This window comes from Rhizobium sp. WCS2018Hpa-16, from assembly GCF_031843705.1.
GTDB lineage: Bacteria > Pseudomonadota > Alphaproteobacteria > Rhizobiales > Rhizobiaceae > Agrobacterium > Agrobacterium tumefaciens_C.
This window is the reverse complement of the sequence record NZ_JAVTIX010000008.1, coordinates 87,889-113,692: the sequence shown is the minus strand read 5'-3', so window position 1 is coordinate 113,692 and position 25,804 is coordinate 87,889. Positions and strand designations below refer to the sequence as shown.

Annotated in this window: 19 protein-coding genes and 1 pseudogene; 14 read left to right on the top strand and 6 right to left on the bottom strand. The window is 57.3% G+C overall.

The window, feature by feature from the left end; translation table 11 throughout:
* The first annotated feature begins 34 nt into the window (after positions 1–34).
* A complete protein-coding gene (locus tag RQI55_RS20035; protein WP_042615807.1) occupies positions 35–1,633 on the top strand; it encodes a glycoside hydrolase family 43 protein in 1,599 nt (532 codons plus the stop codon).
* 290 nt (positions 1,634–1,923) lie between these two features.
* On the opposite strand, the gene RQI55_RS20030 is transcribed toward RQI55_RS20035, so the two are convergent.
* The 3 genes from RQI55_RS20030 to RQI55_RS20020 all read right to left on the bottom strand — a co-directional run bounded on the left by RQI55_RS20030 (position 1,924) and on the right by RQI55_RS20020 (position 5,828).
* Positions 1,924–3,360, bottom strand: a complete 1,437-nt coding sequence (locus RQI55_RS20030) for a beta-propeller fold lactonase family protein (RefSeq protein ID WP_311273357.1) — start codon at positions 3,358–3,360, stop codon at positions 1,924–1,926.
* Between the two features lie 51 nt (positions 3,361–3,411).
* Positions 3,412–4,725, bottom strand: coding sequence for a GH1 family beta-glucosidase (locus RQI55_RS20025; RefSeq protein WP_311273356.1), 1,314 nt, complete (start codon positions 4,723–4,725; stop codon positions 3,412–3,414).
* Between the two features lie 122 nt (positions 4,726–4,847).
* The gene (locus tag RQI55_RS20020; protein WP_042615805.1) at positions 4,848–5,828 is read right to left on the bottom strand and encodes a mannonate dehydratase; all 981 of its coding nucleotides are present in this window, start codon (positions 5,826–5,828) and stop codon (positions 4,848–4,850) included.
* 478 nt (positions 5,829–6,306) lie between these two features.
* Here RQI55_RS20020 and RQI55_RS20015 point away from each other — a divergent pair, with 478 nt between their 5' ends.
* The 5 genes from RQI55_RS20015 to RQI55_RS19995 are packed head-to-tail and all read left to right on the top strand — an operon-like array spanning position 6,307 to position 11,454.
* Complete coding sequence (locus tag RQI55_RS20015; protein ID WP_311273355.1) at positions 6,307–7,908, top strand: ABC transporter substrate-binding protein; 1,602 nt, start codon at positions 6,307–6,309, stop codon at positions 7,906–7,908.
* A gap of 16 nt (positions 7,909–7,924) precedes the next feature.
* A complete protein-coding gene (locus tag RQI55_RS20010) occupies positions 7,925–8,953 on the top strand; it encodes an ABC transporter permease (protein WP_311273354.1) in 1,029 nt (342 codons plus the stop codon).
* Positions 8,954–8,967: 14 nt separating this feature from the next.
* Complete coding sequence (locus tag RQI55_RS20005) at positions 8,968–9,849, top strand: ABC transporter permease (RefSeq protein ID WP_311273464.1); 882 nt, start codon at positions 8,968–8,970, stop codon at positions 9,847–9,849.
* On the top strand, positions 9,839–10,681 hold the full coding sequence (locus RQI55_RS20000) for an ABC transporter ATP-binding protein (protein WP_311273353.1): 843 nt from the start codon (positions 9,839–9,841) through the stop codon (positions 10,679–10,681). Before RQI55_RS20005 ends, RQI55_RS20000 begins: the two co-directional genes overlap by 11 nt.
* Positions 10,678–11,454: an ABC transporter ATP-binding protein gene (locus RQI55_RS19995; RefSeq protein WP_042615801.1), complete on the top strand. Its 777-nt coding sequence runs from the start codon at positions 10,678–10,680 to the stop codon at positions 11,452–11,454. Before RQI55_RS20000 ends, RQI55_RS19995 begins: the two co-directional genes overlap by 4 nt.
* A gap of 90 nt (positions 11,455–11,544) precedes the next feature.
* Here RQI55_RS19995 and RQI55_RS19990 read toward each other — a convergent pair.
* Positions 11,545–11,887, bottom strand: a pseudogene (locus RQI55_RS19990) (helix-turn-helix domain-containing protein); the annotation flags it as partial.
* 60 nt (positions 11,888–11,947) lie between these two features.
* Positions 11,948–13,465 (bottom strand): amidase, encoded by a 1,518-nt coding sequence (locus RQI55_RS19985; RefSeq protein ID WP_311273352.1) that lies wholly within the window; start codon positions 13,463–13,465, stop codon positions 11,948–11,950.
* A gap of 713 nt (positions 13,466–14,178) precedes the next feature.
* On the opposite strand from RQI55_RS19985, the gene RQI55_RS19980 reads away from it, so the two are divergent.
* From RQI55_RS19980 to RQI55_RS19960, 5 genes are all read left to right on the top strand, one after another.
* Positions 14,179–14,355: a hypothetical protein gene (locus RQI55_RS19980; RefSeq protein WP_206591147.1), complete on the top strand. Its 177-nt coding sequence runs from the start codon at positions 14,179–14,181 to the stop codon at positions 14,353–14,355.
* Between the two features lie 203 nt (positions 14,356–14,558).
* Entirely contained in the window at positions 14,559–15,593 is a 1,035-nt protein-coding gene (locus RQI55_RS19975; protein ID WP_311273463.1) for a DUF3991 and toprim domain-containing protein, read from the top strand.
* A 64-nt stretch (positions 15,594–15,657) separates the two neighbouring features.
* On the top strand, positions 15,658–16,263 hold the full coding sequence (locus RQI55_RS19970; protein ID WP_311273462.1) for a DUF1419 domain-containing protein: 606 nt from the start codon (positions 15,658–15,660) through the stop codon (positions 16,261–16,263).
* A gap of 144 nt (positions 16,264–16,407) precedes the next feature.
* The gene (locus tag RQI55_RS19965) at positions 16,408–21,507 is read left to right on the top strand and encodes a DEAD/DEAH box helicase family protein (protein WP_311273351.1); all 5,100 of its coding nucleotides are present in this window, start codon (positions 16,408–16,410) and stop codon (positions 21,505–21,507) included.
* Positions 21,508–21,597: 90 nt separating this feature from the next.
* Positions 21,598–21,906, top strand: a complete 309-nt coding sequence (locus RQI55_RS19960) for an integration host factor subunit beta (protein WP_311273350.1) — start codon at positions 21,598–21,600, stop codon at positions 21,904–21,906.
* Positions 21,907–22,072: 166 nt separating this feature from the next.
* On the opposite strand, the gene RQI55_RS19955 is transcribed toward RQI55_RS19960, so the two are convergent.
* Positions 22,073–22,333: a hypothetical protein gene (locus tag RQI55_RS19955; protein ID WP_311273349.1), complete on the bottom strand. Its 261-nt coding sequence runs from the start codon at positions 22,331–22,333 to the stop codon at positions 22,073–22,075.
* 285 nt (positions 22,334–22,618) lie between these two features.
* Between RQI55_RS19955 and RQI55_RS19950 the strand changes: the two genes are divergently transcribed.
* The 3 genes from RQI55_RS19950 to RQI55_RS19940 all read left to right on the top strand — a co-directional run bounded on the left by RQI55_RS19950 (position 22,619) and on the right by RQI55_RS19940 (position 25,618).
* Complete coding sequence (locus RQI55_RS19950) at positions 22,619–22,936, top strand: hypothetical protein (RefSeq protein ID WP_311273348.1); 318 nt, start codon at positions 22,619–22,621, stop codon at positions 22,934–22,936.
* A gap of 331 nt (positions 22,937–23,267) precedes the next feature.
* Positions 23,268–25,013: a ParB/RepB/Spo0J family partition protein gene (locus RQI55_RS19945; protein WP_311273347.1), complete on the top strand. Its 1,746-nt coding sequence runs from the start codon at positions 23,268–23,270 to the stop codon at positions 25,011–25,013.
* A complete protein-coding gene (locus RQI55_RS19940) occupies positions 25,010–25,618 on the top strand; it encodes a DUF7007 domain-containing protein (RefSeq protein ID WP_311273346.1) in 609 nt (202 codons plus the stop codon). Before RQI55_RS19945 ends, RQI55_RS19940 begins: the two co-directional genes overlap by 4 nt.
* Positions 25,619–25,804: the final 186 nt, after the last annotated feature.

Here is a 25,804-nt window from a genome sequence, read left to right as displayed (position 1 = left end):
CGCTACATGCGTCAATGGCGATTAGAGTGAGACTATGATCCAGAACCCTATCTTGCCCGGTTTCCACCCGGATCCCTCGATTTGCCGGGTTGGGAACGACTACTACATAGCCGTCTCGACATTCGAATGGTATCCAGGCGTCCAAATCTATCATTCAACCGATCTTCGCGACTGGCGACTGGTGAAGAGGCCGCTCGACCGAGCCGAGCAACTGGATCTCCGCGGGGCGCCGGATTCTTGTGGCGTCTGGGCGCCGTGCCTCACCCACGCAGATGGTCGCTTCTGGTTGATCTACACAGACGTCAAGCGCAAGAGTGGTTCATTCAAGGACTGCCATAATTACCTGGTAACGTCGGAAACCATCGACGGTCCATGGTCGTCGCCTACCTATCTGAATTCCTCCGGCTTCGACCCCTCGCTGTTCCATGACGAAGATGGCCGCAAATGGCTGTTGAACCTCACCTGGGACTACCGGGCCCGGCCCTCGAAGTTCGGCGGCATATTACTGCAGGAGTACGACCATGAGCAGGGTCGACTGATCGGTCCGATCAGCAATATTTTCGCCGGCTCGCCACATGGTCTCGCAGAAGGCCCTCACCTTTACAGGCGTGATGGGCGGTATCATCTTCTGGTCGCCGAAGGCGGCACCGGTATGCGACATGCCGTGACAATGGCGCGCTCAGGTGAGATTGCGGGTCCATACGAGCTTCACCCGGACACCCATGTCGTCACCAGCCGGTTCCACCCCGATGCCAACCTCCAGCGGGCCGGTCATGGCGATCTGGTGGAAACGCCGGATGGCGCCACCTATCTCGTTCATCTTTGCAGTCGACCGCTTCCAGGTATAGGCCGTTCGGTGTTGGGGCGCGAGACCGCGATACAGAAATGCATATGGGGCGACGATGGCTGGTTACGGCTGCAAGGCGAACCCTTCGCTCCGCAGGATACGGTTTTGATGTCCAGCAACCCGCAGCAGAAGTCTTTGTCCGAGAGTGAACGTTATACGTTTGATGTGCACACCGGCCTTCCGGACGCATTCCAATGGCTGCGGACACCCAATCCGAACCGACTGTTTTCGCTCACGGCGCGACCAGGCTATTTGCGCCTGTTCGGGCGTGAATCTGTCGGCTCTTGGTACGAGCAGTCACTTGTCGCACGGCGCCAGACGCATTTTGACTTCGATGCCGAAACCGAAGTTTACGCTGATCCACAGAGCTATCATCAGATGGCAGGACTGATTGCCTACTACAACAGCTTTGCCTACCATTATCTGTGCCTAACTCATGACGAAAACGTCGGACGTTCACTTCAGATCCTATATTGCAATGGTGCTTGGCCTGTAGGCAAAACGACACTCGCTCTAGATGATGCTGTTGCTGTACCGCCCGGGGCCGTCAAAATGAGGATCGAAGTCCGGGGAGCCCTGGCGCGCTTCTTTTATTGGAAAAACGATGCCTGGATACGGATCGGACCGCTGCTGGACCATTCCGCTCTTTCTGATGAAGGAGGAGAAGGTGAACATGCCAATTTCACCGGTGCATTCGTAGGAATGGCGGCCAATGACACCAGTGGACAAGCTATGTGCTCAGATTTTTCATATTTTACATATGCTTCTGGCTGTTACACGCCTTGATGAGACTAGGCCGACGGACGCTGCGATGTCGTGCGCGTCTATTGACAAATCACCTCGCGCCGAAACTGTGTTGAGCATGTAGGTAATCGTTTCGGAACACGCTTTCACCTCAGAAACCGTGCGAAAACCTTCAATTCTCTTTTTTATCCGAGGCGGACTTGCCTCGCGATGCGGTCTCGGCATATCGCTCGTCACCTCAGCCGGACATGGAATGAACGCATCTTTGAGGATTGGACAAACTAGCTCAATCGGCACAGGGTGGTTTGAGAGTTTGCGCGCCGTCGCGGTTTTTATGGGGAACGAACAATCTCGACCCAATTTGCGCCCTTGCCAACCCGGTATCGCCCAACGTTTTTCAGAGATCCGTCTTTCTGGTCAATGCCATAAACGGAAAGCTGTTCCGACTTCTCACCGGATGCAATCAGGAACCGACCTGTCGGATCAATGCGAAAGCCGCGCGGCTGCTTTTCGGTTTCGATGGAGCCCACACGCGTCAGTGTGCCGGTCTTCAGAGACACGGTGAAGATCGCAATCGTGCTTGTGGAGCGCTCCGACGCATAGAGAAACCGTCCATCCGGCGTGATACCGATATCAGCAGCCCAGATCTTTGCTGGCGGCGCGACAGCGGCAGCGGCGGGCGCCGCTACTGGTTTTGACGGCGCATTGAATGCAGGCGGCACCGGAGGTGCGACGCCCTTTTCGAGACCGGCATCCGGCGGGAGAATTGCCACGACGTCTTTTTCTGTGAGTGTCCCGTTTGCTTCGAGTGCGTAGTGGATGACTTCACCGCTGAGTTCGGTGATGACATAGACCGACTTGTTGTCGGGTGAAACGATGATGTGACGTGGACCCTGCCCAGCCCCTGTTGCGACACTCGCGGGAGAATTGGGCTCTAACAAACCAGTTTTGGCATTAAAAATATATTGTAGGACCACATCGGAACCGAGGTTGGAAACGAACACGTACTTTCCGGTTTTGTCACTGACGATCGAGTGGGCATTTCGGCCTGTCAGAATGACTTGCGTGGCACCGTCCTTAACGAGGCCATCAGCGTCCACCGGCAAGGATGCTATCTTGTTGCCGCCATAGGACGTGAAGAACAAAAGACGACCTAATTTTTCAACCGACACATAGGGCATACTATCGGGAAGCGCGGCCGTAGCTTTTTCTGTCAAGCCACCCGTTTTGGGGTCGATTTCGTACGAAAGCACACGGTAAGGCTGCGAACGAACAACCGCGTAAAGATGCTTGCCGTCGGGACTTACGGTCATTGGCATAACAGAGGCACCGGCTTCGACATTCCCCTCTGGCGTCAAGGCACCTGTTTCCTCGTTCATGCTGTAGGTATTGATCTGACCATCGGTTGCGGCAGACACGTAAACCATTGTTTTCGCCAACGATGTCGACGTCGTCGTAAACATAGCACCTGCGAAAGTCAGGTAGGCTGCAGCTATCAGCATAACTTTTTGCATTTGCATCATCCTCCACTTTTCGAATGCTCCACCGACGACGAAATTACCGCCGGGATAACAGACGACTGGTGCATCCAGTTCGCGCACCAGATCGATAACGTCCTGCCGCATGCCGTTACCCTTTGCGGTCGGATGCACGGGCTCATAGATGCCCGTGTAGACGGCGCGACCCAGATGTTCAATGAACGACCCATAAATGCGGCCATGGACGGTGCCAATCGCATAGGCGTTATGCACTGTTCCTGTCGCGCGCATGCTTTGCTCCGTACTTCGGATGGGCTGTGACGAAGCTGGAGTGTCTCGTCTCTATTGGGGCCCGTCCTTCAGCATGTTCTGGAATGCGTGGTAACTCTCCTTGGGCAACCGATCCAAGGTCGCGGGGTCCATGCCTACAATACCGAATTTGGGCTCATAGCCTTCAGCCCATTCAAAATTGTCGATCAGGGTCCATGCGATATGGCCACGTACGTCTGCACCTTGAGCCTGCGCATCGCGGATGGCGCCAAAATGCTTGTCGAAGAAGGCAATACGTTTGCTCTCGTTTGTTTCCGACATGCCGTTTTCGGTCACATAGATCGGCAGACCCGGATAATCCTTGGAGGCGCGCACAAGAAACTCGGTGAGCGCCTGCGGGTAAACTTCCCAACCCACATTGCTCTTTTCGAGGTCGCCACGCGACTGCGTGAATGGGAACACCGGCACGCTATCATCATGCTTGTAGAGCGAGCGCGTGTAATAATTTATGCCGATCCAATCGATTGTCGGGCACATTGCTCTCATGTCGTCTTGCCACTTGGCAGGAAGATAGGGCTCAAGAATATTCGTAACACGTTCGGGGTAGGTCCCCTTCACAGCACCATCAAGGAAGAAGCGATTGAAAATGTCGTCTCCCAAAGCAGCTGCTTCGATGTCTTGAGGGCTTTGGCTGAAGGGCTCGGCCTTCTCCATATTGACGACGATTCCTAGCTTGTCCTTGATGCTCTCTTCACGCATTGCGGTGATGCCAAGGCCGTGAGCGAGCAAAACATGGTGCATCGCTCTGGCGGTCGCCCGCACGTCGCGATAGCCTGGCGCATGAATGCCAAGAAAATGGCTTAAAACAGTGATGCACCACGGCTCATTGAACGTCGCGATACTCTCCAGCCTGTCGCCGAAATGGCGGCTGACCTGCGCGGCATAGTCGGCAAAAGCCTTGGTGGTATCGCGGTTCATCCATCCACCACGATCCTGCAATGCGCTGGGTAAATCCCAGTGGTACAGCGTGGCGAAGGGCTTGATGCCACGTTCCAGCATGCCATCGATCAGACGATCATAAAAATCGAACCCGGCGTGGTTGAGCGCACCCGCTCCTTCGGGAATGAGACGAGACCAAGCAAAGGAGAAGCGATAGGCATCAAATCCGCCATCCCGGATTAGATCGAGATCTTCGGCCCAGCGACTATAGTGGTTACAGGCGATTGTTCCGTTATCCGTATTTTTGATATTTCCGGGTGTTGCAGAAAATGTATCCCAGATCGACGAGCCGCGTCCGTCTGTCTGCCCGCCCTCAATCTGATGGGCAGCCATCGCAACGCCAAAAACAAAGTCTGGTCCTAAATCGGCACGTTTGTGTGAGAACATTGCGTCATTCCTGAAGGCCAGGTGCGGCCCGTTATATGTTGATCGTCACGCCCGGGTCACGCCTTACTAAATGCTCCGGGGGTCTCTTCCCGCACAGGAATATGTGCGGGATTCAGCACAATTTAAGCCCCGTAGGCATCGAGCGCTTGAAGCAGGGCCGCTGTGTAACCATAGCAATAAGCAAATGCGACACCTTGTGGATCACGACCGGAGATGGTGGGTACGTGGTCCGGCATTATCATGTATTTGTAACCCACCTCACGATAAACCTTCAGCGACCGGGCCATATCCATGTCGCCTTCATCGGGAAAGGTTTCCATGAACGACAGCTTCTTGCCGCGAATGTTGCGGAAATGAAGATTAAAAATTTTGTTCCGGTTGCCGAACCAGCGAATGACGTCATCGATCTCTTCACGGGGATTATCGAGCATTTCACCGACCGTTCCCTGGCAGAAATTCAGTCCGTGATAGGCGCTTTCTCGCATCGTGACGAATTTCTTCAGCCCATCCACGGTTCCCAGGACTCGGGTTACGCCCTTATAACCCGGTGGCGTGTAGGGATCGTGCGGATGGCAGGCTAGGCGAATGCGGTTCGCTTCCGCGACAGGCACGACCCGCTCAAGGAAATAGTCGATCCGTTCCCAGTTTTCATCTTCCGAAAGAATGCCAGCTTGGCCGGGCGCCGCGTTCTGGTCGGTCTTGTCCCATCGGAAGGAGGCGTTTTTTGAGCCCCCTCTTCCCAACTCATCGGGGGTTCGGGGGATACCGATAAGGTTGAGATTGTATTTGGCTGCAGGAATACCCGCTTCGGAAAGGTTTTCAATAAGTTTGCAGATCGCATCGATCTGGCGATCACGGTCTGGACCGGCCAGCAAAATATCTGGATATGTGGCCGTTTCGATCGGACTTGAAGGCAAAGGAAGCTGGATCATATCCAGCGTAAGACCAAAGCTTTCTACTTTTTCGCGTAAACGTCTAAGATCGTCGAGACCCCAACTGTCCAATGGGCCGTCTGGGTCCGCGCAGATGTTATTAACTCCAAGCTGCGACCAAATCCGATAATCATCATCATCGCGGGCAGCTAGCTGCGTTCCAACATACATGTCATTCCTCCTGATTGGCTTAAAGAGATAATACCTCTTCTGTCCCTTGTCGAGGTTCAAAAAATTTGAGTATGGGAACTTCTCCCATAGGTAGGTACCGCCTTATTGCTGCAATCAAACACTAGTTTATGCACGGTGTTGATGATCATTCAAGACATGTCGTCTTCTCATTGAAAACGCTCATTATTCGGTAATTGACGAATGTTACCTTGGGTTTATGAAGAGATACTGAATTTTCTCTTTGATTGCATCATCTCTTCAGAGAGCCGACGTTTGACGGCTCGCAAAGCGCAAAGAGGATGCCGAATACATGCAAACGCGACTTGCGCGCCGAGCAATATTGAGGTTCACTTCGGTTTAAAGACGGGGCGAATAATCTAAGACATCATACCAGATGTACGGCAAAGCTCACAAAAACAACGCAATCATCGTATGACTTGTCCCGTACCGAAATGGTTTATCTTGGAGGAGAAGCCCCATGAATGTAGTTTGTTCAAATCGTGTTTTTGCAGCAACGTTATTGGCCGCGCTTGCCAGTTCCACTGCGGCCGTTGCAGCAACACCAAACGATCAGTTGGTTATCGGCACCTCACTGGCGCAAGTGCTTTCACTTGACCCCCAGCAAGGCACCGAAGTGAAGACCCAGGAAATATTGGCGAATACCTACGACCGGCTTGTCTTCGCCGATCAAACGGACGGCAACAAAATCAAACCGCAACTTGCGGAAAGCTGGCAGGTTGACGACAAGGGTATCACCTTCAAGCTGAAGGACGCAAAATTCTCGTCGGGCAATCCGGTAACATCCAAGGACGTCCTGTTTTCCATCGTCCGGCTTTTGAAGCTCGATCAATCTGCAGCAACCAACTACAAGACGGCTGGTTATACCGCCGCCAACATTGAAAGCCTTGTCTCCGCTCCCGACGAAAAGACGTTTCGGATCGAGCTGACCGACAAAGTTATTCCTGAAGCGCTCCTGTACCGTCTCGCGATGGGTGTATCATCCGTCGTTGACAGCGTGGAAGTCCAAAAGCACATCACCAACAACGATTATGGCAATGAGTGGCTACGCACCAAGACCGCGGGTTCAGGTCCATACGTCCTGCGTCGCTGGACACCTAATGATATTGTTCTTCTGGAAGCAAATGACGATTATCGCGACGGAAAACCGACCATGCGTCGTATCATCATGCGCCACGTTCCCGAAAGTCAGGCAGCTCGTTTGATGCTTGAGCGCGGCGATATCGATATCGCAAGCGCCTTGACCGCAGCAGATGTCAAAACCTTCGAAACCAACGCAAGCTTTGTCATCGATAAGGTCAAGACGGGTGGCTATTACGTCCTTGCTATGAATGCAGGCACAGAGCCTTTTTCCAAGCCAGAAGTGCGTGAAGCGCTTGCCTACGGCATCGATTACAAAGGCATAGCGGATACGATCCTGGGCTCATACGGCCGCGTCCGCAACGTTCCAGTGCCAGAGGACTGGGCAGGTGCCATTGCAAACCCCGACTGGTCGTTCCAGCCCGAGAAGGCCAAGAAGCTTCTGGCAGATGCCGGATACCCGGATGGCTTCACGGTAACGCTCAAAACCATTTCGCAAACGCCTCGGGTGGATATGGCAACGGCTATTCAGGCCAACCTTGCCGACATCGGCATCAAGGTAAATATCCAACAGGGCAATGGCGCAGACATCGTTGCCGCACACCGCGCGCGCAATTTCGATCTGCTTATTCCTCAAACCGGTTCGTTCATGCCGACTGCACTGGGTTCCCTGGATAACTTTGCGTCTAATCCCAACAACTCCAAAGAAGCAAACAACGCTGGCAACTTTGTCTGGCGCTCTGCCTGGGACATTCCTGAGCTGAATGCGCTACGCGAGCAGGCAAACAGCGAACGGGATGACGCCAAGCGCATGGAGCTCGTCAAACAGATTCAAGAAAAGTTCCTTGAACTCAAGCCTGCCGTCTTGCCGATGTTTGAACGGTTCGAGCCTATAGTCTTGAGCAACCGATTGAAGGGTTACAGCGGCCATCCATGGTCTTTGACCCGCATTGAAGGCGTTACGAAATCCGACGCTCCATAATCAGGCCATTGCGCACATGAAAGAGTTTACACTCCTAGAGCTTGCTAGACGGATCGGGCATCTGCTTTTGAGCCTGTTCGTCCTGCTTGTCGTCACCTTCGTGATCGGTCGCATCTTGCCGACCGATCCAGTCGGTGCAATCGTTGGCGAACTGGCCGATCCCACGGCCTATCAGGCGATGCGGGAGCGGCTGGGCCTGGATCTACCGCTTTATCATCAGTTCTGGTTGTACATGACCTCCCTGTTTCAAGGAGATCTCGGTACAGCGATCCTCACGGGCAACCCTGTCACTGAAGATCTCAAGAATGCGTTTCCAGCAACCTTGGAACTCGCAACTTTGGCGGTTGTCATATCGACGCTGTTGGGCGTCCCGCTAGGTATGACAGCAGCTTTCTTTCGCGATAGCTGGTTCGACAAATTTACGCGGGTCATCTCGCTCGTTGGCCATTCCATTCCAGTTTTCTGGTTCGGCATCGTGGGTTTGGTGATTTTTTATGCAGGTCTTCAATGGGCTGGCAGTCCGGGACGCGTGGATGTCTATCTGGAAGGCCTTGTCGAGCCCAAAACCGGTCTACTTTTGATCGACAGCCTCATGGCTGGCGACACGGAGGTGTTCTGGAATGCAGTTCACCATATCATTCTCCCCGCCTGTATTCTTGCTTATTCGGCGATGGCGTACATCACTCGCATGACGCGCAGCTTCACTCTGGAGCAGTTAAACCAGGACTATGTCGTGGCCGCACGCGCCAAAGGCGCATCGAGTATGCGCATCGTGACGCGCCATCTTCTGCCAAACATCGCCGTGCAGCTGATAACCGTGTTGGCGATTTCCTATGGTGGATTGCTTGAAGGCGCGGTTGTGACCGAGATTGTGTTTTCATGGCCCGGCATCGGTCAATACATGACCAACGCCTTGATGAACGGCGACATGAACGCCGTTTTGGCAGGCACACTTATCATTGGATTGATCTTCATGATGTTGAATTTCCTTTCCGATCTGGCCTATCTGGTTTTCGATCCCCGCACGAGAGAGGCCACGACATGAACACGAGTCAAACACTGGTCGCCCGTCCCCAAGCATCGGGTGCTCTTGGCCGGGCCACTGGCAGCTTCAAGAGCTTTTTCAAAAAGCTGGCAGACGAACCTCTGGGAATGTTCGGTTTTGCCGTCCTGCTCTTGCTGGTCATCGTTGCCATTCTTGCCCCGTGGATTGCGCCTTACAGTGCGACCTCGCAAAATCTTTCGCAAGCGCTGCAACCGCCGAGTTTTGCCCATTGGGCTGGAACGGATGAGTTCGGACGCGATATTCTTTCTCGCCTGATATATGGTACGCGCATCACCATCCAAACGGTCCTCGCCGTCTCGCTGATCGTCGGCCCCATTGGCCTTTTGATTGGCATTGTGGCTGGCTTCGTGGGTGGACGAACCGATGCATTCTTGATGAGGGCGACAGACATTGTCCTTAGCTTTCCCTCATTGATCCTCGCACTAGCCTTCGCCGCAGCCCTTGGCGCTGGACTCAACACCGCCATTATCGCTATTTCTTTGACGGGATGGCCGCCGATCGCGCGATTGGCTCGCGCCGAAACCCTGATTGTACGCAACACAGACTACGTGGCTGCTGCCAGGCTTTACGGGGCCTCAGGGACCAGATTACTGCTGCTCTACATCGCACCGATGTGCATTCCCTCTGTTGTCGTACGGCTAACTCTCAGCATGGCGGGCGTCATTCTTACGGCCGCAGCGCTTGGTTTTCTCGGTTTGGGAGCACAACCCCCGGAACCGGAATGGGGCGCGATGATCTCCAACGGACGCAAATTTATGCTCGATAACTGGTGGGTTGCCGTCATGCCGGGCATCGCCATTCTCGTCACCAGCCTTGCGTTCAACCTTGTTGGAGATACGCTTCGCGATATTCTGGATCCTCGCCATGCCCGATAATGAAACCATTCTCAAAATCAGGGATTTGTCGGTCCGTTTCGGGCGGGCGGAAATTCCGGCCGTCCGAAATGTGAGCTTTGATCTCGGCGCAGAGCGGGTCGGCATTGTTGGCGAATCTGGCTCCGGCAAATCTACGCTTGGGCGCGCAATCATGCGGCTTTTGCCGCCTTCTGCCCGCGTAGAGGCCACAACGCTCGATTTCGAAGCTGCGCCACTTCTCAGCCGCAGTGAAAAAGCAATGCGCGGCCTTCGTGGCAACCGCATAGCACTGATTATGCAGGACCCGCGTTACTCCCTCAACCCCGTGCTCAAAGTTGGCAAACAGGTAGCTGAGGCGGCTCTTTTACACCAGAAAATTGGCAAGAAACGCGCTTTTGAACTTGCTGCTGAAATGCTTGGAAAAGTCCGTATCGCAGATGTTGAACGTACGATGGAACTCTACCCGCACCAGATTTCCGGTGGTATGGGTCAGCGGGTCATGATTGCAATGATGCTGCTGGCCAAGCCGCGTCTTGTCATCGCCGATGAGCCAACATCGGCGTTGGATGTCAGCGTCAGAGGCGATGTCCTGAGGCTTCTTGACGAACTGGTGCGGGAAAACAATTCGGCACTTCTGCTCATCAGCCACGACATTCGCATGGTCGCATCCTTTTGCGAAAGAATTCTCGTCATGTATCAGGGACAGGTTATCGAAACGCTGAGCAGAATTGAGGAAGCGAAACATCCCTACACGCGTGGGCTGATTGCCGCCATGCCAGATCCCAAACATCCTGTTTCCCGCTTGCAGGTTCTGGATCGCCAAGCCATCAATGCAGCAGGGAGCCTATCATGATTGAGGTCAAGGACCTGTCGGTGTCTTTCGCTCAGGGCGAAGCTCGCAAGCAAGTTGTTAAATCGGTGTCCTTCTCCGTGAAAAAGGGCGAGACACTGGGCATCGTTGGTGAATCGGGCTGCGGAAAATCCACAGTACTTCGCTCTCTAGCGGGGCTGGACAGGCACTGGCAGGGAACGATCTCCCTTGCGGGGACGCCAGTCGATCGGGAACGTAGCAAGGAACAATTGCTGCTGGCGCAAATGGTGTTTCAGGACCCCTACGGCTCCATCCATCCTCGCCACCGCATAGAAAGAGTGTTGGCAGAACCCATTCGCGCCATGAAAAAGGGCGCTGGCTGGGACAGAGTTGCCGGTGCGTTGGAGCAGGTTGGCTTGCCAACCAGCTTTGCTGATCGCTTCCCGCATCAGCTTTCTGGAGGGCAGCGCCAGCGCGTTGCAATCGCCCGGGCACTGATGTTGGAGCCGGACATTTTGCTTCTGGATGAGCCGACGTCAGCACTGGACGTTTCGGTACAGGCTGAAGTTCTCAACTTATTGTGCGATTTGAGAGATGAGCGAACATTGACCTATGTGCTCGTCAGCCACGATCTTTCCGTGATCGCCCACATGTGCGACCGCGTGCTGGTTATGAAGGACGGCAGTTTTGTCGATGAACTGACGAAGGAAGACCTGCAACGCGGTGTGACGCATCATCCCTATTCCCAGATGCTCTTTGATGAATCCGTCAATGGGTTGAGCGGGAAATATCCGGTGGCCCAAGGGGCCTCGTGAGTCGTGAGCAGTCACTCCCTTGGCATTTGCGACTGCGCCGAGGCTTCGGGACAGAGCCCGCGTCTCTGAGACTTTTGAAAGAACATCCTGTCACCCCCTCAAATCGACCGATCGTTCGTCAGCGGCGGAGCGCAACAAGAAGGACGAGACAATCAACGAAGCGGTCACCAAACTTGCGTCGACGATCCGCAGCGCCGCACGCGGCGTGACACCAGGTTCCGTGGCGATTATCGCGGCCGACACCAATGGCCTCGCCATCACCAGCTCTATCAGCCCCGGCAGTTTTGACGACGTCCGCCCCCCGACCGGTTTGCGCACCGTCATGGTTCGCGCCAGTGCCAGTCGTTGATGTTCAGCCAAACTCTGCAGCGGCCAAAAAAACATGGGCGATGGCCATCAGTCGCGCTTCCCTGTTGCGGTGGCGACGGCGATCAAAACAAGCCAGGTGCCGCGATTGCTGAGAAGGCACCCACCAGGGATACACCGACGACGATCAGAACGATCTCGCCCCATCGCTCAATGAGCCGGCGGCTTCCGAGCTCTTGTTGGGTTGACGGATATCACGGAGCCATGGGCCGATCTCATCCCCGTCAGGTCTTCCTAGCCCTTGACGACTGGCTTGTGAGCGGATTGCTCTACAGCCCATTCCGTCTTCGATGACTTGAGCCGCGCGATAGATACTGAACTCGTCGAAATTGCGCCCGACGATCTGGACCGAAAGCGGCAGGCCGTCAGCACCGAAACCCGCAGGTACACTCATGGCTGGCGAGCCCGTCAGGTTAAAAGCGGCATTGACGGACGGGGTCCCATTCACAAGGGAGTTTTTTGCCACGTCACGGATGAGAGGTGCGACGCCAAGCGCACCGATCACCAAAAGCAGATCGACAGATGAAAAGGCCTCGGCGAGCTCTGTGGTCAGTTCCCCACGCCGGCGGCATGCCTGGAGGTAATCGGTCGCGGTCAGCAAGAAGCCTGGTAAAAAGCGCTCGACCGAATACGCACCATAGAGATGAAGATTGCGCCTGAAATCGTCTTCGTGGACGGCTGCCGCCTCGCTATACATGATGACGCGCTGGGCGGCAAAATAGTAACGCAGAGGTGATAATGATACATCCGTGGTGGTGGCACCAGCGTCTTCAAAAAGTCTGGCAGCCTCTTCGAAAACGGCGACACATTCGTCTGAAAAGGAACTGGGCTCCTCTTCATGGAAACTGCGCAGGAGACCTATCCTCATGCCACACACGCCTAAAGACGTAGCCTCCGTCCAAGGTTGAGACGGAATGTCGACTGAAGACGAGTCGCGTGGGTCATGACCTGAAAGAGCCTGGAGTGCTATTGCGTTGTCGTCGACGCACCATGTCATTGGGCCGGCGGTCTCCATGGAATAGGCTTGCGGCGTCATCCCCCGGCGGCTCACCCGACCATATGTCGGTTTCATGCCCGCAATCCCGCAATAGGCTGACGGCGTCCTTATCGATCCGCCCGTGTCCGTTCCGATCGCAAGCGGCACTGTTCCCGCAGCGACGGCTGCTGCCGACCCACTTGACGAGCCCCCGGTGAAGCGATCGAGATCCCACGGATTGCGTGCTGGCCCAAAGGGCAGGCTGAAATCCGGCCCACCCATGGCGAACTCCTGTGTTTCGGTCTTACCCAGCAAGATAGCGCCAGCCGCGCGAAGCCTAGCTACGACTGAGGCGTCTGAGGTTGCGACGTCACCCAGTGTAAGGCGAGAATTGTTGGTGGTCGGAAGGCCCGAGACATCAATGATGTCTTTCACCGAGTACGGAATGCCATGCAGAGGTCCTTTGTACTGGCCTTCCATGATTTCAGCCTCAGCCTTGCGGGCGTCAACACGTGCGAGATCGTCCTCTATCGTCGTGAAACAATGGAGTGTGGAATTGAGCGCCGTAGCACGGGCGAGAAAATGATCGACGACATCGACAGGTGAGACTTGCTTTCGAGCAATCATTCGTGCGGTTTCAGCTATCCCAAGTTCCCAGAGCTCCGACATCTGTCACACCTCGTCCGTCGAAGGTCGATCGTCCGTGATGCAGGGCCTTGGAATTGCTGGTCCATCGACACGGAACACGTGGGGAGACTCCACCCGGCGATCACGCGGTATTCGCACCAAATCCGTTAAGACCCGGAGATTTGCGTATGATGCGCAGGCAGCTTCAAATTGGTCGTCGTCAAGTTTCAGCCCTGCCCGTTCGATCAACACGGAAAATTCGTCACGGCCAAGCATGTCCTATCAACTCCCGCGTTTCTTCAGGCAATGCTGTCAGGTTCAGAACCATTTCGCTCATCAGAACCCTCGGTCATCAGTAAAATGGCCTTTTTTCGCACCGCCGATACCTGGCGAAATTGACAGGATGACAACAGGTCGGGAGGTCAGGCCGGAATACGAACGATCGCGTCATCTCCGCTCACATAGGTCTCGTCCCTTTTTGAATGAGCCCCATCAGAACTGTCTTAAGTTTGGCCCGCATAGGTTCGGGACAACACGCCGCATCACCTCGTGATCGCCAGCATGAACCACGGCCAATCCCGCTCTCTGTCGATGGCTTCCTGGCCCAGATCCGGATCTTCCACGATCAACCCGTGAAGGGTCCGCAGCCACGCTGCGGCCTCTTGGCTTCGCCTGCGAGGTGATCGCGCCCGTCTCAGGGCCTTTTCGGAGCCATCGAGCGGGAATTGGCCCGCTCCCCACTGGAGCCGATCACGATGTCGCACGATCTTTCTCTCGCACAGTCCCACGCCTTCCAACTCTCCCGTGACCTGATGGTCCCGGTCACCGTCTTTGCAGTCGACGGCGAATACGGCGTCCTACCCTCCGACGAGATCGACGACGGCGACGACCTCGAAATCGTGCACGAGTTTTTTCCCTGGGCGGCTCATTGAGCCGCCTTTTGCCGTTCCGGCTGCCGCTTGCGAGCGAGTGGTGGCAAGGGAAGCGACGCCGGGGCTGGCGAATCCCTTGCAGGATTCACCAATTGCCAACCCCGCCCTTGCCGCCTTTGCTCTTCGCGCCGGACGTGAAGGGGTCCGCGAAGAACGCGGAAAGGAAATTAACAAGGGACGATCGCCATGCGATCGGAAAGATGATGAAGCGAAGAGATATTGAGGAAATTCGCGAACGGGTCGGGTGCAGAGCAGTTTTGGAGACATCGGGCTTCGCGATGGATGCGAAGGAAAGCACCCGCCGGGCTGTGAAATACCGCCGCGGCGGTGAGATCGTTATCGTCACCCATGGTGGCCAGGGTTGGTTCGATCCGCTAGGCGATGACAAGGGCGACGTGTTCTCACTTGTTGCACGCCTCGACGGAGGCGGCTTCCTGGACGCGTTGGACCGTGTCGCCGGTCTCATCGGCTTCCAGTCAATAGAACCGGAGTGGATGGCGGCAGCGCCAACAAAAACAGCGATTGCGACGATCCATGATCGATGGATATCGCGTCGGAATCCTCGACCGTCATCTGAAACCTGGCGCTACCTGCGGTTTACGCGCTTCGTACCGGGACGGATTCTGAAGGGTGCCATCAAACAGGGTGTACTTCGTGAAGGCCCTTACGGAAGCATGTGGGCTGGCCATGTTGACGAGGACGGTAACATCTGTGGCTGGGAAGAACGCGGCCCGGACTGGCGGGGCTTTGCGACGGGCGGCGCGAAGGTGCTGTTCCGGCTCGGCCCATCCGGAGCCCATCGGCTTTGTGTGACGGAAGCTGCGATCGATGCAATGAGCCTCGCGGCAATTGAGGGGATGCGAGAAGACACCCTCTATCTCAGCACCGGCGGCGGGTGGTCGCCGAACACTGGCGCAGCGTTACGACAACTGGCTCGGTACCCGGATGTGCAACTTGTCGCGGCGACCGACGCGAATCGCCAGGGCGAGGCCTTTGCATATCGCCTTCGTGAGTTGGCCGACCAGGCTGGATGCGACTGGTTGCGTCTGCGACCGCCGGCGGACGACTGGAACGAGGTCCTGAAATGTCAGGTAAGGGAGAAGCAGGAAAAGGAAGGAGAAATGAACGGCGTGCCGCATTCGCGCCTCCCGCGTCAAGGGAGGCTTCGCCCGGCTGCGCCGGCCCCTGACCCGGGCGGACACGATGCCGGCGGCCCGGAAGAGGTCATGGAGGATTGAAGAGATAAGCATGGTCGTGACGACGGTGTTCTCTTCGGTCCGGACATATCCCAAGGAGGCGCAAATGAACCCCTCTGCCGCAATCCGCAAGGTTTTCCAGGGCGTGGCAACACGCCAGCAAATGTACCGCATGTTCGACCGTCATGCCCAGCGACCGGGCCGATGGGATGGCGATGCTTCATCCCTTTACGCCGGCGAATGGTTTGAGATCGCCGAAGCGGAGCACGATTATATGTTCGAGATCCTCCCGCCGCTTTGGATCCGCGGATCGATGGTTGCCATGCGTGAGTTCCTGACCGACTCCGTGACGTCAGTGTTCTTCAGCCTGCGCATCGATGGGGTCATCCGTCACTTCCATGGATATTGCGACCTGTCCGAACGTTCCATGGCCGAGCATATGCGCCTGGCCATCGTCGAGCGGGAAAGTCGTCCGGTCCGGTCGATGTCTCGGCAAGAGCGGCTCGAGCACATCTGGAGCAGCACGGCTGACGACTATCGCGGCTATGCGGGCGATCGATGGCCGCAAAGCAACCGGGGGCATCGCACGCTTCTCCTCTACAGTGGCAAGGAGGGCACGTTCCTGAAACTGCTTGATGATCTGACGGACGACGAAATCTCCGCCAAGCTTCCGGTGCAATTAAGGCACCTCCCCCTCTCCGTTGCTGCCTGAGCGGCACAACAGTCGTTACAACCGGTCGCGACGAGCGGCCGACCTCTCGAACAATCGGCCCGACCGGATTCCCATCCTCTGCGCACTTCGAGCTGCCCGCGCCGGCAGATCGCAAAATTGCGCCTTCAGCAGGAGTATCATCGCATGAGCAGCAATTCCTTTTCACTCGACATGTTCGGTAACACCGAACTGTCCACCACTCTCGATCTTGGCATCACAGGTTTCGCGGGCACCGCACCTGATGCGGCAAACGATGACGAGCCGGATCCGACGCCACCTGCGCCCACCCCTGCCTTGGTAGCCCCGACAAATTTACACCCCCGCCCGTGTGGCGAGCGTTCCAACTTCTACCTCGATAGCGACCGAGGCCTTGCCGCATCCTGGCGGGATCGTGCCCGCGCCAATGTCGCGGCCATCCTGATCGCGGATACGATCGAAAAACACGACCGGCCGGCTACGCCAAATGAACAGGCGCAATTGATCCGCTTCACCGGCTTTGGTGCCGGTGAACTGGCCAACGGGATGTTCCGCCGTCCAGGTGCGGTCGAATTCCGGAAGGGTTGGGACGAGGTTGCGGTTTCGCTGGAAAGTGCCGTCTCGCAGGCCGACTACGCATCACTTGCGCGCTGCACTCAATATGCCCACTTTACGCCGGAATCGATCATCCGCGCGATCTGGGCCGGATTACTGCGTCTTGGCTGGCGCGGAGGGCGCGTGCTCGAGCCAGGGATTGGGACCGGCCTGTTCCCGGCGCTGACTCCACAGCAATTGCGGCGGGATAGCTACTTCACCGGCATCGAACTCGATCCGGTCACAGCACGAATCGTACGCTTGCTGCAGCCGAAGGCCAGAATCATCAATGCCGACTTCGCGCGGACCGAGTTCTCACCGATCTTCGATCTCGCGATCGGCAATCCACCTTTCTCCGATCGAATTGTTCGGTCAGACCGCGCCTATCGGAAGCTTGGACTGCGCCTGCATGACTATTTCATCGCCCGGTCGGTCGATCTCCTAAAGCCCGGCGGCCTCGCTGTCTTCGTCACAACGCACGGCACACTCGACAAGCTGGACGGCACCGCGCGCGAGTACATCGCCACGTCGGCCGACTTGATCGCAGCCATCCGTTTGCCCGAAGGCAGTTTCCGTCGCGACGCCGGCACAAATGTCGTCGTGGACGTTGTCTTTTTTCGTAAACGCATGGGTGGCGAAGAGGCAGGCGATCTCTCGTGGTTGGAACTGGAAGAGGTTCGACCTGCCAGCTCCGACGCGGAGCCGATCCGGATCAATCGCTGGCTTGCGCGCAATCCGGAGTTTGTTCTGGGCAGCAACTCAACAGTCTCCGGTCCGTTCGGCGAAACCTACACCTGCATAGCGCCCGCCGATCAGGATCTCGAGGCCGTGCTCGGCGCTGCCATCGCCCGGCTGCCCACAGGGCGTTACGACGGTGAACCGACACCGATCGACGTCGAGTTTGAGACAGAACTTGGCGATATCGTCGATGTGCAGCCGAAGGATGGTCGTGTTCGCGAGGGAAGCTTCTTCCTTGATCGGTCGAAAGGTCTGATGCAGATGCTCGATGGAGCTGCCATGCAGGTCACCGTTCGAAAGGGTCGCTTTGGCGATGGCATCCCGGAAAAGCACATCAGGATCATCAGCAAGCTGGTCCCCATCCGTGATGCTGTGCGCGACGTGCTGAAGGCGCAGGAGGAGGACCGGCCCTGGCACGATCTCCAGGTCCGGCTGCGTATTGCCTGGTCGAGCTTCGTGCGAGATTTCGGACCAATCAATCACACGACTATCTCGATCCAGGAAGATGTGGAGACCGGTGACGTCAAAGAAACCCATCGCCAACCGAACCTTGCGCCCTTCCGTGATGATCCCGATTGCTGGCTAGTCGCCTCGATCGAGGATTACGATCTGGAAACCGATACAGCCAGACCGGGGCCGATTTTTTCGGAACGGGTGATCGCGCCGCCGTCTGTACCAACCATCACCTCACCTGCGGATGCGCTCGCTGTAGTGTTGAATGAACGTGGATACGTCGATCTCGACCATATCGCCGAACTGCTCCATAGCGATATTGCGACCGTGGTGGATGGACTCGCCGAGGCCATTTTCAAGGATCCTGTCAACGGATCGTGGCAAACTGCCGACGGCTATCTTTCCGGGGCTGTCCGGACCAAACTCTCAACCGCGCAGGCCGCAGCCGAACTCGATCCGGCTTACCAGCGGAATGTACGCGCCCTCCTGGAGGTTCAGCCGACCGACCTCCGGCCCTCCGACATCACCGCTCGTCTTGGCGCACCATGGATCCCGGCCGCTGATGTCGCCGCTTTCGTAAAAGAGAAGATGGAAGCCGATATCCGCATTCACCATATGCCGGAACTCGGTTCATGGACGGTCGACGCTCGACAGCTCGGCTATAGTGCCGCTGGCACATCGGAATGGGGAACCAGCCGTCGGCATGCCGGGGATCTGCTCACGGATGCTTTGAACAGCCGCGTCCCACAAATCTTTGATACGTTCAAAGATGCCGACGGCGAGCGCCGGGTGCTCAATGTCGTCGACACCGAAGCCGCTCGCGACAAGCTACAGAGGATCAAGCAAGCGTTTCAGGACTGGGTCTGGACCGATACGGATCGCACCGACCGGCTCGCGCGCGATTATAACGATCATTTCAACAATATCGCCCCGCGCAAATTCGACGGCTCCCATCTGAAACTTCCCGGGGCCTCTGCAGCCTTTATTTTGTACGGTCATCAGAAGCGCGGGATCTGGCGGATCATTGCGGATGGCTCGACCTATCTCGCCCATGCCGTCGGCGCCGGCAAGACGATAACGATGGCCGCTGCCATCATGGCGCAGCGCCGTCTCGGCCTGATCGCCAAGGCGATGCTCGTGGTGCCCGGCCATTGCCTGGCGCAGGCCGCGCGCGAATTCCTGGCGCTTTATCCGAATGCCCGCATTCTCGTGGCCGACGAGACTAATTTCACCAAGGACAAGCGCGCTCGCTTCCTGTCGCGAGCGGCAACCGCCAACTGGGATGCGATCATCATTACGCATTCGGCATTCCGCTTCATCGCTGTTCCCTCGGCCTTCGAGAGCCAAATGATCCAGGACGGACTGCAGCTTTACGAGGATCTGTTGACCAAGGTCGATGGCGAGGACCGCGTTTCGCGAAAGCGCCTTGAGCGGCTGAAGGAAGGGTTGCAGGAACGGCTTGAAGGCCTCGCCACCCGCAAGGATGACCTATTGACGATCTCCGAAATCGGAGTCGACCAGATCGTCGTCGACGAGGCGCAGGAATTCCGCAAGTTGTCGTTCGCCACCAACATGTCGACGCTCAAAGGCATAGATCCGAACGGGTCGCAACGTGCATGGGATCTCTATGTGAAATCTCGCTACATCGAGACCAAGAACCCGGGCCGTGCGCTGGTGCTCGCCTCGGGAACGCCGATCACCAATACGCTGGGCGAGATGTTCTCGATCCAACGCCTGCTCGGGCATGCCGCTCTTGCCGAGCGAGGCCTGCACGAGTTCGACGCGTGGGCGAGCACCTTCGGCGACACCACGACCGCGCTCGAAATCCAGCCGTCCGGCAAATACAAGCCTGTCAGCCGTTTTGCCAGCTTCGTCAACGTCCCCGAGCTGATCGCGATGTTCCGCAGCTTTGCGGATGTCGTGTTGCCAGAGGATCTGCGCCAATATGTGAAGGTGCCAGCGATCTCGACGGGTCGGCGACAAATCTTGACGGCCGCGCCGACCCGGGCGTTTAAGAACTATCAGGCCATTCTGGATGCCCGCATCAAGGCGATCGAACAGCGCGAAGGATCGGCCAAGCCCGGCGACGATATCCTGCTCTCGGTCATCACCGATGGCCGTCATGCGGCAATCGACCTGCGCCTGGTCGACCCCGACAATGACAACGAGCCTGACAACAAGCTCAATCTGCTCGTTGAGAACGCTCACCGTATCTGGGCGGAGACCGCAGGGCGAGAGTATGTCCGGCCCGACGGCAAGCCTTTCGAGTTGCGCGGCGCTGCACAGATGATCTTTTCCGATCTCGGCACCATCAATGGCGAGAGGAGCCGGGGGTTTTCAGCCTATCGCTGGATCCGCGATAAGCTGATCCGCATGGGCGTACCACCTTCCGAGATCGCCTTTATGCAGGATTACAAGAAGACCGAGGCCAAGCAGCGGCTGTTTGGCGATGTGCGGGCCGGAAAAGTCCGCTTCCTTATCGGTTCATCGGAAACGATGGGCACTGGCGTCAACGCCCAGCTTCGCTTGAAGGCGCTCCACCATCTCGACGTGCCGTGGCTTCCCTCCCAGATTGAACAGCGTGAGGGTCGGATTGTTCGTCAGGGCAATCAGCATGACGAAGTGGATATCTTCGCCTATGCCACCCAAGGCTCGCTCGACGCTAGCATGTGGCAGAACAATGAGCGAAAGGCCCGGTTTATCGCCGCGGCATTGTCGGGCGACACCTCCATCCGTCGGCTGGAAGACATGGACGAAGGCCAGGCCAATCAGTTCGCCATGGCAAAGGCGATTGCCAGTGGCGATGAGCGCCTGATGCAGAAGGCTGGACTTGAAGCCGATATCGCCCGGCTTGAGCGGCTGCGTGCTGCCCACGAGGACGACCAGTACGCCGTTCGTCGCCAGATCAGGGATGCCGAACGCGACATCGAGGTCGCGGCCCGGCGCATCACCGAGATTGGTCAGGACATTGAGCGACTGGTTCCGACATCAGGTGATGCCTTCGCAATGACCGTGACAGATAAGGCCTACAATGATCGCAAGTCGGCCGGCCGAGCAGTGATGAAGGAAATCCTCACGCTGTTGCAGCTCCGGACCGAGGGAGAGACCGTCCTTGGCAACATCGGCGGATTCGATCTCATTTATGATGGTGAGAGGTTTGGCAAAAGCGATGGCTATCGTTTCCAGACCGTGCTCCAGCGCACCGGCGCCGACTACGACATTGATCTTGATGTCACGGTCACGCCGCTTGGCACCATCTCGCGTCTCGAACATGCACTGGGTGATTTCGAGGGCGAGCAGCAGCGTTATCGCCATCGTCTTGGCAACGCCCACCGGCGGCTTGCATCCTATCGCTCTCGCGAGGGCGGCACGTTCGCGTTCGCTGAGGAACTGGCGGACAAACGTCGCGAGGTGCGCCAGGTTGAAGAAGCGCTCGCCGGTTCCGCTCGCGACAGCTCCGACACGGAAGATATCGCCGCTTGAACCCCGGCTTGCGCTCGCTTCGTTCATGATCGGTTCGATCAAGGTCAGGGCCGATCTTCCAAAACCCGACAGATGCTTTACAAAAGCTCCATGATCAGATCCGAACTCATCGATATTATCGCCGCACGCAATCCGCACCTCTATCGTCAGGACGCGGGGCGGATCGTCGATACTATCCTTGACGACATAGCAAGTGCCATGGAACGCGGAGAACGGGTTGAACTCAGAGGTTTCGGGACTTTTGTCGTGCGACACCGGCCGTCATGGTCTGGACGAAACCCTAAGAACGGCACAGCGGTCTTCGTCGAGGAGAAATGGGTGCCGTTCTTTCGCGCTGGCAAGGAGATCAAGGAGCGCATCAATGATGACGGGAAGCCTGATGCGGCGGCAAACGCATAGCTGCACTGCACAATAAATGACTTTCAATATGCTCAGAATGTCGCCATACTGCCTTGTGTTGATGCATTTGGCAGGTTTCCTCCCAGTTCCTGTCGTATCAGCTGTTCCCCTCTGGAGGTATTACCTCCACACTTCATGGGCCACGGTTTTCCGTCGGCCCATTTTTTTATTCTTCGTTCGCCTCGTCCGACCATTTCGAGAGGTTTATACCTAGGGGACTTTTGCGCAGACCCCTCCACTCGGCGGCTTGAACTGCGATTATATCAAGGTACCGTTTGCGCATGGCCTTCATGTCGATATCTCCGCGGGTCCATTCCTCCAGCAAAGCAGAAAAGGCGGGATCCTTGTCGATCGGCATACCACGCGCTGCCGCGCGATTAATCACACGCTGCGCGATGGCTCTGCGGGTTTCGGGATCTGTGCTCATGCTGCCTCGCCTGACGTTCGGATGGACGCGAAGATCTATCAGGGGGTAGTCCAGATCGCGACTTGAATTTATCCTCCGTCAACAATATCTGAGCATCACCTCCCGATGAGACGATGTCCTGCTCACTGCAATCGCAGCGGCGTTTGATGTTGCCCTGGGATCAAGGCGCTCCCCTCACGGGTCGAGCGCCTTTTTTGCGTCGGAGGCGACCGCAAACGTGGTCCTGCACCTTGACCGAAACCGATTTGCAGACGAGACCTCAATCAAAACACTCCGTGGAAATACATGCCTTTTTTTCTTGTAACGCAGTCGTCGCTGGTAGAAGCTCAAGATGAGCGAGAGGCCGCTCAAACGGGGGTCGACCGCCTCCGCTCCGGAGCACAGGTCTCCGTTTCGGTAAAATCCGATGAAACAACGATCACGCACATCGTTGTCCCCGCAATGGTCGGAGAGCCCCTTCCGGTCCCGCCCTCCGAAAGCGCCATTCCGTCGCCTGCTGCTGTTGCTATCCCGGAAGCTGCCATTGTCACACCGGAAAACCGGAAACTCATCTTGAAGCGTATGATGGCTGACGCGCTGGCCCTTCTAGGGCGCCGAACCTAGTCCCGTCCTCCAGGCATCGCTGCCGCCAGCATCTATCATCTTCAAGCGTCGGCTCGAATTGAGACGTGAACATTGAAAAAAGAAAAGCAGGGAGGATGAACCGATCGCCGACCGGTCCTCCCACCGACGCTGTCGCTCAACCGCTGCCTGCGCGATCCCGGCCGCTTGTCCTGCGCAGGGCTTCTAGCCCCGCTCGTCCCGCACAGCAGGGATGCTCGGCCGCAGTTGCGGCAGTCCGGCCGCTCGGCGGTCCGGGAGGTGTCTTCGAAAAAAAGAAGACAGGAAGGGCCGGCAAGGTGCCGGTCCGTAACCTCTCGAAAGGACTGCTCCCATGCAAATCATGAAGGTTGACCCGCGCGCGCTGAAAGAAAATCCCGACCGTATGCGCCAGTCGAAGTCGTCGCCGCAGGCCGACGCGCTGATGCTGGCCACGATCAAGGCCGTCGGCATCGTCCAGCCTCCCGTCGTCGCACCAGAACCCGATGGCGGAAATGGCTATATCATCGATGCCGGCCACCGCCGCGTGCGCCTTGCCATCGCCGCCGGCCTGGAAGAAATCGAAATCCTTGTTGTGGATGCCGCTAACGATAACGGCGCCATGCGCTCGATGGTCGAAAACTCGGTTCGCGAGGCGCTCAACCCCGTGGATCAGTGGCGCGGCATCGAACGTCTCGTTGCTCTCGGCTGGACCGAGGAAGCGATCGCCGTCGCTCTCGCCCTCCCCGTTCGCCAGATCCGCAAGCTGCGTCTGCTTGCCAATGTCCTGCCGGCAATGCTCGAGCAGATGGCGCTGGGCGACATGCCGTCCGAGCCGCAGCTGCGGATTATCGCGGCAGCAGGCCAGGTGGACCAGAAGGAAGTCTGGAAAGCGCACAAGCCGAAGAAGGGAGACACCGCTCCGTGGTGGCAGATCGCCAATGCGCTCACTAAGAAGCGCATGTACGCCCGCGATGCGAGCTTTGGTGACGATCTGGCCCAGGCCTACGGCATTGAGTGGGTGGAGGACCTTTTCGCGCCGGCCGACCAGGACGGGCGCTACACCACCAATGTCGAAGGGTTCCTTGGCGCGCAGCACGAATGGATGACGAGCAACCTTCCGAAGCACGGCGGAATTGTCGAGGTCAACAGCTGGGGCCAGCCAGAGCTGCCGAAGAAGGCCTCCCAGGTGTATGGCAAGCTCTCCAAGTCCGATCACACGGCGCTCTATCTGGATCGTGACGGCAAGGTGCAGTCCGTGCATTACCGCATGCCGGAGGAGGCGAAGCCGAAGGGGGTTGCTGGTGACGCATCGGTTGCTAGTGGCGATGATGCCGATGCAATCACCATGTCGAAGGCCCGGCCCGACGTCACGCAGAAGGGTCATGACATGATCGGTGATTTCCGCACCGACGCCCTACATGACGCACTCGGTCGCGCGCCGATCGAGGATGACATGCTCATGGCGCTGACGGTGCTCGCCTTCGCCGGGCAGAATGTTCGCGTCGACTCCGGCGCTGATGGCACCATCTACGGGGGCGAGCGCTTCTCACGCCATGCGGTCGGACTGTTTGACGAGCATGGCAAGCTCGCCTTCGATCAGGAACAGCTCCGGGTCGCGGTCCGCTCCGTGCTGATCGATGTTCTCTCTTGCCGCCGCGGCATGTCGAACAGCGGCATGGTCTCGCGCATCGCCGGCGTTTTGATCGGCGCGGACGAATTCATGCCGAACATGGGTTCGGAGGAGTTCCTCTCGTGCCTGTCTCGCCAGGCACTGGAAGCGTCTTGCGCCGAAGCGGCCGTTCAACTGCGGCAGAAGGTCCGCGAAACCCGCGAAGCGCTCGTGGAGCATTTCGCAAATGACCGTTTTGTCCATCCGTCCGGCCGCTTCGCGCCAACGGCAGACCAACTGCTCGAATGGATCCGTGCAGGCGCTGCCACGGATTTGGTCGGCGCTGGGTCCCAGAATGCTAGGGATAACGATATCGATGACCCATCGGACGATCAGACCGAGCAAGAAGCCGACGATGTGGTCGACAGGGTGCCGCAGGATGCGGATCTGCCGGACCACGACGACCGCAAACAGAGGGCAGCAGCATGATCGCCGCTGTCCAGTCGAACATGGCTGCATCCACCCCCGATCTTTCGGGGGTGGAGTTTGCTACCAGCGCGGACGGCCTGCCCGTCGCCCGCATTGGTGATCTGGTCCTTGCTATGGTCTTTTCACCCAGTGAATTTTCTTATCTTGGCCGTGCCGGCGCCGTCCGTCGGCCGCTTGCAGAACTAACGCGGGCCGACTTCATCGGGCATGACGGTAGGATCGCTGACGAGGCCGAATTCCGGTCGCGCGTCGCTGAGACTGCCGGGCATAAACGCGATCTCGCTAGCCTCAACCGTGTGGGGACCCGCATGTCAGCGGGTACCCCATGGGGTGTATCGCATATGGCGGTCATTTATGCCGATGGCGTCGTCTCCCATATGACCTCCGGCCACGGTGGTTTCCGTCTCTCAACTGATCGTAACGCCAAGGTCCATCCTTTGTTACGCAAGGACACGCCGTGGTACGACGAGGACTGTGAGTGGGCGATCGTGGCGGTTACCTTCCCGGACCTGTTCACCACCTACGAGCGGTCCATGGCCGAGATGTCCGTTCGCAACAGCTGGCCCGATGCCTGGGAGATGATCTACGGCTGCGTGCTGGCCTAGGGCGAGAGCTGGTCCAAGGACCGTCGGGCGTTAGATCAACGCCACAGGTACGACTTCGTTGTCACCTCTGCGATCCTGTCTGGCCAACACCTTGGCATGACCGAGGTCGTGGCGGTCATTAATGGTGATCAAAAGCCAGACAACCATGGGCGTCGCTTCCTTGTCCCCAGTGAGGAGTATGCTGGT